This is a genomic window from Gemmatimonadota bacterium, from assembly GCA_040388535.1.
Taxonomy (GTDB): domain Bacteria; phylum Gemmatimonadota; class Gemmatimonadetes; order Gemmatimonadales; family GWC2-71-9; genus Palsa-1233.
This window is the reverse complement of sequence record JAZKBR010000002.1, coordinates 451,469-458,384: the sequence shown is the minus strand read 5'-3', so window position 1 is coordinate 458,384 and position 6,916 is coordinate 451,469. Positions and strand designations below refer to the sequence as shown.

The 6,916-nt window shown below is 65.3% G+C and carries 5 protein-coding genes; all 5 read right to left on the bottom strand.

The annotated features are described in order from the left end of the window. Positions 1-831 (bottom strand): copper homeostasis protein CutC (locus V4558_05595; protein MES2304957.1); only part of this gene is annotated, 831 nt, incomplete at its 3' end. A 9-nt stretch (positions 832-840) separates the two neighbouring features. After that, on the bottom strand, positions 841-2,172 hold the full coding sequence (locus tag V4558_05590; protein MES2304956.1) for a Gfo/Idh/MocA family oxidoreductase: 1,332 nt from the start codon (positions 2,170-2,172) through the stop codon (positions 841-843). 235 nt (positions 2,173-2,407) lie between these two features. After that, positions 2,408-3,598, bottom strand: coding sequence for a nucleoside permease (locus tag V4558_05585; protein MES2304955.1), 1,191 nt, complete (start codon positions 3,596-3,598; stop codon positions 2,408-2,410). After that, the gene (locus V4558_05580) at positions 3,595-4,332 is read right to left on the bottom strand and encodes a DUF1080 domain-containing protein (protein ID MES2304954.1); all 738 of its coding nucleotides are present in this window, start codon (positions 4,330-4,332) and stop codon (positions 3,595-3,597) included. The genes V4558_05585 and V4558_05580 overlap by 4 nt, the downstream gene beginning before the upstream one ends. A 96-nt stretch (positions 4,333-4,428) precedes the next feature. Continuing rightward, positions 4,429-6,504 carry a beta-N-acetylhexosaminidase gene (locus V4558_05575; GenBank protein MES2304953.1) on the bottom strand — a complete coding sequence of 692 codons (2,076 nt, stop codon included), beginning with the start codon at positions 6,502-6,504 and terminating at the stop codon, positions 4,429-4,431. Positions 6,505-6,916 lie beyond the last annotated feature (412 nt).

The following is a 6,916-nucleotide window of genomic DNA, read 5'->3' as shown; positions in this document are numbered from 1 at the left end:
CGCCCTGATCGCCCCAATCCGCACCGGATCCGTCACGAAGCGCACCGTCTCATCCTCCGACAGATTTCGCCGGAACGGCACCGGCTCCTCGTGGAAGTTCATCACCTCGCGCCACGGCATCGTCCCGCGCACATGGATCTCGCTCACGCCGGTCTCGCGCACCAGGTCTCCGGCGTTGCTCTCATCCACCCCCCCGCCGGCCATGATCACGATCCGCCCCTCGGCCTGCCGCCGCAGCGCGGCGATGATTTCCCGCCCCTGCCACGCCGTCTCCCGCTGCCCCGAGGTCAGGATTCGGTGGATTCCAAGGTCGATGAGCGTCTCCAGCGCGATGACCGGATCGGCGCAGACATCGAAGGCGCGGTGGAATGTGATCGGCAAATCCCCCGCGGCCTCCTTGAGGATCATCACCGCGTTGACGTCGACGTCGCCATGGTCGGTGAGGGCGCCGACGACGACCCCGTCGCAGCCCACCTCGCGAGCGTGGACGACATCGAGGCGCATCACCGCGAGTTCGGCCGCGCTATAGACAAAGCCGCCGCCGCGGAGCCGGATGATCGGAAAGACCGGGATATCGAGCGCGGCGAGCGCCGCGACCATCGTCCCGTGGGAGGGGGTGGTGCCCGCGTCGGCGAGATTGTCGCAGAGCTCGATCCGGTCGGCCCCGCCCGCCTGGGCGTTGATCGCGGACTGTACGGTGTCGACGCAGGCTTCGATTAGCAATTCGAGATCTCCGTCGGTGGTGCCGCCCTTGGGCGGCACCGGTCTTCGCTTCACTGGGAGTCCAAGCTCAACTGATTCGGTAATACCGGTGCCGCGCGAGCGCGGCACCACCGGTCGCTAGAGCGAGAAGCCGCTCCGATAAGTCGGCGAGACCCACTCCTTCGGCAGCTCGGTCTTGATCATCCCATCCGGCCCGAGCTCGAGAATCCGCCCGGCCCGCACCGCGACGCAGCCGTAGAGCACCATCTCGGTCAGCGGCCCCGAGTGACCCGCGAAGTTCGACATCGGCTGCGGGCCCTTGTTGGTGATCGCGTTGATCCATTCGGCATAGACACCGGCCGAACGCGGGTACTTGATCGGCGCGGGGGTCCTGGTGAACTGATCCATCTTCTTCGCGTCGAGGAGCCGCGGGTTGTCGCCGTAGATGTCGGCGACCATCGCGCCATCCTTGCCGACCCACATCTGCCCGCCGTCGGCGCCCATCGGCCAGGTATCGGCCTCGGTGAGCTGCGCCGGCTTCGGCGGCCACATTCCGCCGTCGCGCCACGACACCTTGATGGCCGGCCGTGACGCGGTCGCCGGGAACTCGTAGTCGATCCGCGAGCTCTTCGGCGCCGTCTCTTCGAAGAGGGCGGTGCTGTCGGGCGAAATCTTGGTCGGGTTGCGCAGGTCGAAAGTCCAGAACGCCGCGTCCATCGCGTGGCAGGCGATGTCGCCGAGCGCGCCGGTGCCGTAATCCCAGTAGCCGCGCCAGTTGAACGGCGCGATCAGCGGCGAATACGGCCGATCACCCGAGGGGCCGAGCCAGAGATTCCAGTCCAGCGTCGGCGGGACGTTGTAGGCGAGCTGATCGGGGTTGAAGCCCTGCGGCCAGATCGGCCGGTTGGTCCAGTAGTGCACTTCCTTGATCTCGCCGATGGCGCCGGCCTCATACCACTCGCGCAGCATCCGCGTCCCGATCCCGGCGTGGCCCTGGTTCCCCATCTGGGTCATCAGGTTCCGCTTCTTCGCTTCGGCCATGATCGCGCGCGTCTCGCCCAGCGTGCGCGTCAGCGGCTTCTGGCAGAAGACATGCTTGTTGAGCCGCAGCGCCGCCATCACCGCGGCCGCGTGGCCGTGGTCGGGGATGGTCACGCTCACCGCGTCGATCTCGCTTCCCATCTTGTCGAGCATCTCGCGGTAATCCTTGAAGCGCTTCGCGTCGGGGAAGCGCGCGAAGTTCCGGCGCCCCTGCTTCCAGTCGACGTCGCAGAGCGCCGCGACCGACGCACCGGCCTTGGCGATCCCCTGCACGTCCTGGTCGCCCTTGCCGCCGATCCCGATCGCCGCGTAGCGCACCATATCACTCGGCGCGGTAAACCCCGGCCCGCCGAGCACGTGGCGTGGCACGATGGTGAATGCGGCAGCGGAGGCGGCGGAGGATTTTACGAAATCTCTGCGTGTCGGCATCAATGCTCCGGAGATGATGGATGATGGATGACGGATGACAGATGACAGATGACAGATGGTGGATGGTAGATAGTTACTGCTGCGAATTGTCATCCTGAGCGAAGCCCGCGAAGCGGGCGAAGTCGAAGGACCCCTTGCCGAGTTGAGAGGCCCTTCGACTGCGCGGCCTGATGGCCGCTTCGCTCAGGGTGACAGCACCACCGAGCAGTATCCGTCATCAGTCATCTGTCATCTGTCATCCTGCCACTGCTGTCTGCTTCGGCTTAAAGAGCAACGCAAAGATCGCAAAGATCACCAACGCCCCGATCGCCGGCACCCGCCAGATCGCAGTCCAGTCGTGACCGGTTGGCGTCTTGTGCGCATCGACGATCATCCCGCTGAGCCACGAGCCGGCGAAGTTGCCGAAGCCGAGCGTCACCAGCGCGATGAAGCCCTGCGCGGCCGCGCGAATCTTCGGGCCGGCCTGTTGATCGACATAGATCTGGCCTGAGACGAAGAAGAAGTCATAGCAGACGCCGTGCAGCAGCAGGCCGATGTAGAGCATCCAGACGCCGTTGGTGGCGTCGCCCATGCTGAACAGGAAGTACCGTGCGGCCCATGCGAGCATTGCGACGAGCAGAATGATCCGGATGCCGAACTTCCGCAGCAGCACGCCGATCGCGAGCATGAAGGCGACTTCCGACATCTGCCCCATCGTCATCTTGCCCGCAGCATTCGCGACGCCCACCTCGTTGAGGAAGAGGTTCGCGAAGGCGTAGTAGAACTGGAGCGGGATGCAGAGCAGGAAGGAGCCGATCATGAAGACGGTGAACGAGCTGTCTTTCAGGAGTGCCAGCGCATCGACACCGACCGCGTCACGCCACGAGAACGGCTTCCCCTTGGCGGGCGGCGGCGTGTGCGGCAGCACGAACGAGAAGACACCGAGCACAGCGGAGGCACCGGCGGCAATCAGCAGTGGCGTCGCGGTCGCATCGACGGCGAGCTTGCCGAGCAGCAGGCCAACCGCGATCCAGCCGAGGGTGCCGAGGACGCGGATCGAACCGAATTCGGCGGCAGCGTCCTTCAGGTGGCTCATCGACAGCGAGTTGGTGAGCGCGAGCGTCGGCATGTAGCAGAGCGCGTAGAGGAGCATTCCCACGTACATCGTCGCAAACGTCGTCTGCAGCGACACGTAGTAGAGCAGTGCCGCACCCACGAGGTGCAGCGCGGCGAGCATCTTTTCGGTGGGGAGGAAGCGATCGGCGACGGTGCCCATGAAGAAGGGCGAGACGATCGCGGCGATGGCGGTGGTGCCGTAGATGAGCCCGATCTGGGCCCCTTCGAACTTCAGCGTGGTGCCGAGGTAGGTGCCGAGGGTCACGGCCCAGGAGCCCCAGATGAAGTACTGCAGGAACATCATCACCTGGAGCCGGAGGCGCGCGCTCATCGCACGTATTCCTTGATCACGATATTGCGGAACCAGATCGGCGTGCCGTGGAACTGCAGGCCGATGTGCCCGCGACGCGACTTCCCGAAGGTGGGCCACGCCTTGAACTTGGTGCTCGCGATCTTGTCCTTCATCTCCTTCGAGTCGAAGTCAGCGGTCACCACCTTCACGCCGTTGAGCCACTGCTCGACCTTGCTCCCCTTCACGATGAGCCGGGCGTGGTTCCATTCGCCGACCGGCTTGGCGAGGGCGATCTGCGTCGGGTAGAGACCGTAGAGCGAGCCGGCCGCGGTCATCGGCGACTTGCCGTCGGGGTGACCGGTGTTGTCGAGGATCTGCATCTCGGGCGCGTTCTCGTAGATCTCGGCGGTGCCTTCGTTGGCCCACCAGAAGATCCCGCTGTTGCCGCCGGTGGCGACCTTCCAGTCGAGCTGCAGCTCGAACGAGTCATACTGCTGATCGCTCACCAGGTCGGCGCCACCGGTGGTGTGGTAGAGCTCACCGTTCTGGGCGGCCCAGCCGACGGCCGTGGCCTGCTTGTAGCTATGCCACCCCGTCGTCGAGTTGCCGTCGAAGAGGAGTTTCCAGCCGTCGCGGCGTTCCTCTGACGTGATGGTATTCGGGCCGGTGGGCTCGGGCGGGAGGGCGGCGCGCTGGCTGTTCCCACCACACGCGATGATCAGCGCGGCGGGAAGGGCGGACGCGACGACGCTGGTCAGCGCGCGTCGAAACATCGAAGGGCCTCTGGGAATGCAGGGAAAACGGCTGCGGAAGGAAGAAAAGTAGGGCCCCTCTGGAGGTGAGGTAAGGGGCCCGGGGTATGCTCGGCGTCAGGGGATTGGTTGTTGGGCCTCGAGCAGCCAGAGCACGGTCGTGATTCCGATGGGGCGCAGCAGGCCGAACGGCTTGTTGAGCGGGAGCATGATGGTGTTCAGGGTCGAGTCGGCGCTCTTTCGCCAGGTCGACGGGTAGCCGCTCCCCTTGCGGAGATAGTCCAGCGCTTCGGAACCGAGCCGACCGAGTTCGTGGATCGCGCCAGCCACGGGCACCGCATCGGCGACCATCGGACTCCAGATCGACGGATCAGCGAGCCGGGCCTGGAAGCTCTGCATTTCAGCGAACTTCGCACCCAGCTCCGCCGCGGCGAGGGTATCGCCCCGGGTGACCTTCTTCGCCAGCTCGTACATCCGCCAGTCATTCCACGGATCGGGTCGTGCCGCATCGATGAGCCGGGTGTACGGCGTGAGCTGATTGCTGCCGCGACCACCGAAGCCGCGCGGGCGGGCGTACTCGAGCAGCGAAGTGTAGAGCGCGGCGGCATCGCCAGTGGCGAAGTGGCGAATCATCCGCGCGGTGTGCTCCTCGTGCGTCGGTCCGACTTCGGCGATCCGCAGCGACGTCACCTCGAGCCGGCGATACATATCGGGCACATCGCGCACCTGTTGCGACGACCAGAAGCGCTCGGCGAGGGCACCGAGTCGCGGCCAGAGCCGCGAGTCGATGGTCTCCGACGAGATGTATTCACCCCACATCGCCGCTTCGCCACCGAGGACCAGCGCCTGTTGCTCCGCGGGCATATCGCTTGGGATCGAGTACGGATTGGCACTTTTCTGCACGCCGGTGAGGGTGCTGTTGGGCGGGAGCGGATCGGCAGAATACATCTCGCCCGAAGTCTTGATGTGGTCGAGATAGTACGGCGCCGAGAGAATGGCGCGCCGACCCTGCCGCACCGCATCGACGAGGTAATTGGTGCCGCGCCACGACTGGATCACCGCCTTCTTGGGGAGGTCGGGCTGGAGAATCTCATCCCAGCCGATCACTTCCTTGCCGTGCTTCGTGATGATGGGGATGAGGCGCTGGTTGAAGTAGGTCTGCAGTTCATCGGTGGTCTTGAACTTGTGCAGCTTCATGAAGGCCTGGATGTGCGGCGACGTCTTCCACTCGGTGGTGTTGGGCGCCACCTCGTCGCCGCCGATGTGCCAGTACTTGTCGGGAAAGAGCGTGGCCATCTCGTCGATGAAGCCATCGAGGAACTTGTAGGTGGTTTCCTTGGTGGGGTCCATCGTAGGCGCGAAGACGCCCCAGCGCCGATCGATGGTGTAGGGGCCGCTGCCGCTGGCGAGTTCCGGCATTCCCACGAACCAGGAGCCGGTATGGCCCGGCACGTCGAACTCCGGCACCACGCGAATGCCGCGATCGGTGGCGTAGGCCACGATGTCGCGGATCTCGTCCTGGCTGTAGTAGTTGCCGTCGGAGCCGAACTGCTGCAGCCGCGGGTAGCGCTTGCTCTCGACCCGGAAGCCCTGGTCTTCGGAGAGGTGCCAGTGCAGCACGTTGAGCTTCACCACCGCCATCCCGTCGAGGGTGCGCTTGATGACGTCGGCCGGTTCCCAGTGCCGCGCGGCGTCGATGAGCACGCCGCGCCACTTGAAGCGCGGGGCATCCTCGATGGTAGCGCCCTGGAAGTAGAAGCCGTCGGCATCGACGCTCTGCAGCTGCAAGAGCGTCTCGAGGCCGCGCATCGCACCGACCACCGTATTGGCGCTGAGGCTCGCCTGATCGGAGCCCACTTTCAGCGAATACGACTCGTCTTCCTCGAGGTCGGGGGTGGCGAATCCCGACCCCTTCACGGTGAGAATCAGTCGAGCGCGTCGGTCGGTTCCGTCGTACTTTCGTGACAGCGGTTTCGCGAGGCGCCCCTCGAGCCGGCCCACGGCGCGGGTCACCGCGCGCTCGAGTCGAGCGTCGTGGAAACCGGCGAACTGCACCGTGAAGGTGGTGTCGAGCGGCAGCCGCACCGTGTCGAGTGTCACCGACGCCGGCACCGGCATCAGCGTGTGACGCGGCGTGAACTGGGCTGTGGCCGGCGAGGCGAGCAGGGCGAGCAGCGCAAAGTATTTTGGCATGGTGAAAAGGTAACTTCGGATTTGTCACCCTGAGCGTAGCGGGGCTGTCACCCTGAGCAGCCTGCCCCGCTGCAGTTGCGGGGCAGCGAGGGGGCGGAACGTGGAACCACATCGAAGCCTTGCCCCCTCACTTCGTTCAGGGCGACAGCATTTGGGCGGTGTCACCCTGAGCGCAGCGAGGGGGCGGAACTTGGTACAGGCGCGAAGCCTTGCCCCCTCACTTCGTTCAGGGCGACAGCATTTGGGCGGTGTCATCCTGAGCGCAGCGAGGGGGCGGAACGTGGAACCGCATCGAAGCCTTGCCCCCTCACTTCGTTCAGGGCGACAGCATTTGGGCGGTGTCACCCTGAGCGCAGCGAGGGGACGGAACGTGGAACCGCATCGAAGCCTTGCCCCCTCACTTCGTTCAGGG

Coding starts and splice junctions, on each gene's coding strand:
- V4558_05590 (MES2304956.1), bottom strand. CDS start 2,172: ATGCCGACACGCAGAGATTTCGTAAAATCCTCCGCCGCCTCCGCTGCC.
- V4558_05585 (MES2304955.1), bottom strand. CDS start 3,598: ATGAGCGCGCGCCTCCGGCTCCAGGTGATGATGTTCCTGCAGTACTTC.
- V4558_05575 (MES2304953.1), bottom strand. CDS start 6,504: ATGCCAAAATACTTTGCGCTGCTCGCCCTGCTCGCCTCGCCGGCCACA.
- V4558_05580 (MES2304954.1), bottom strand. CDS start 4,332: ATGTTTCGACGCGCGCTGACCAGCGTCGTCGCGTCCGCCCTTCCCGCC.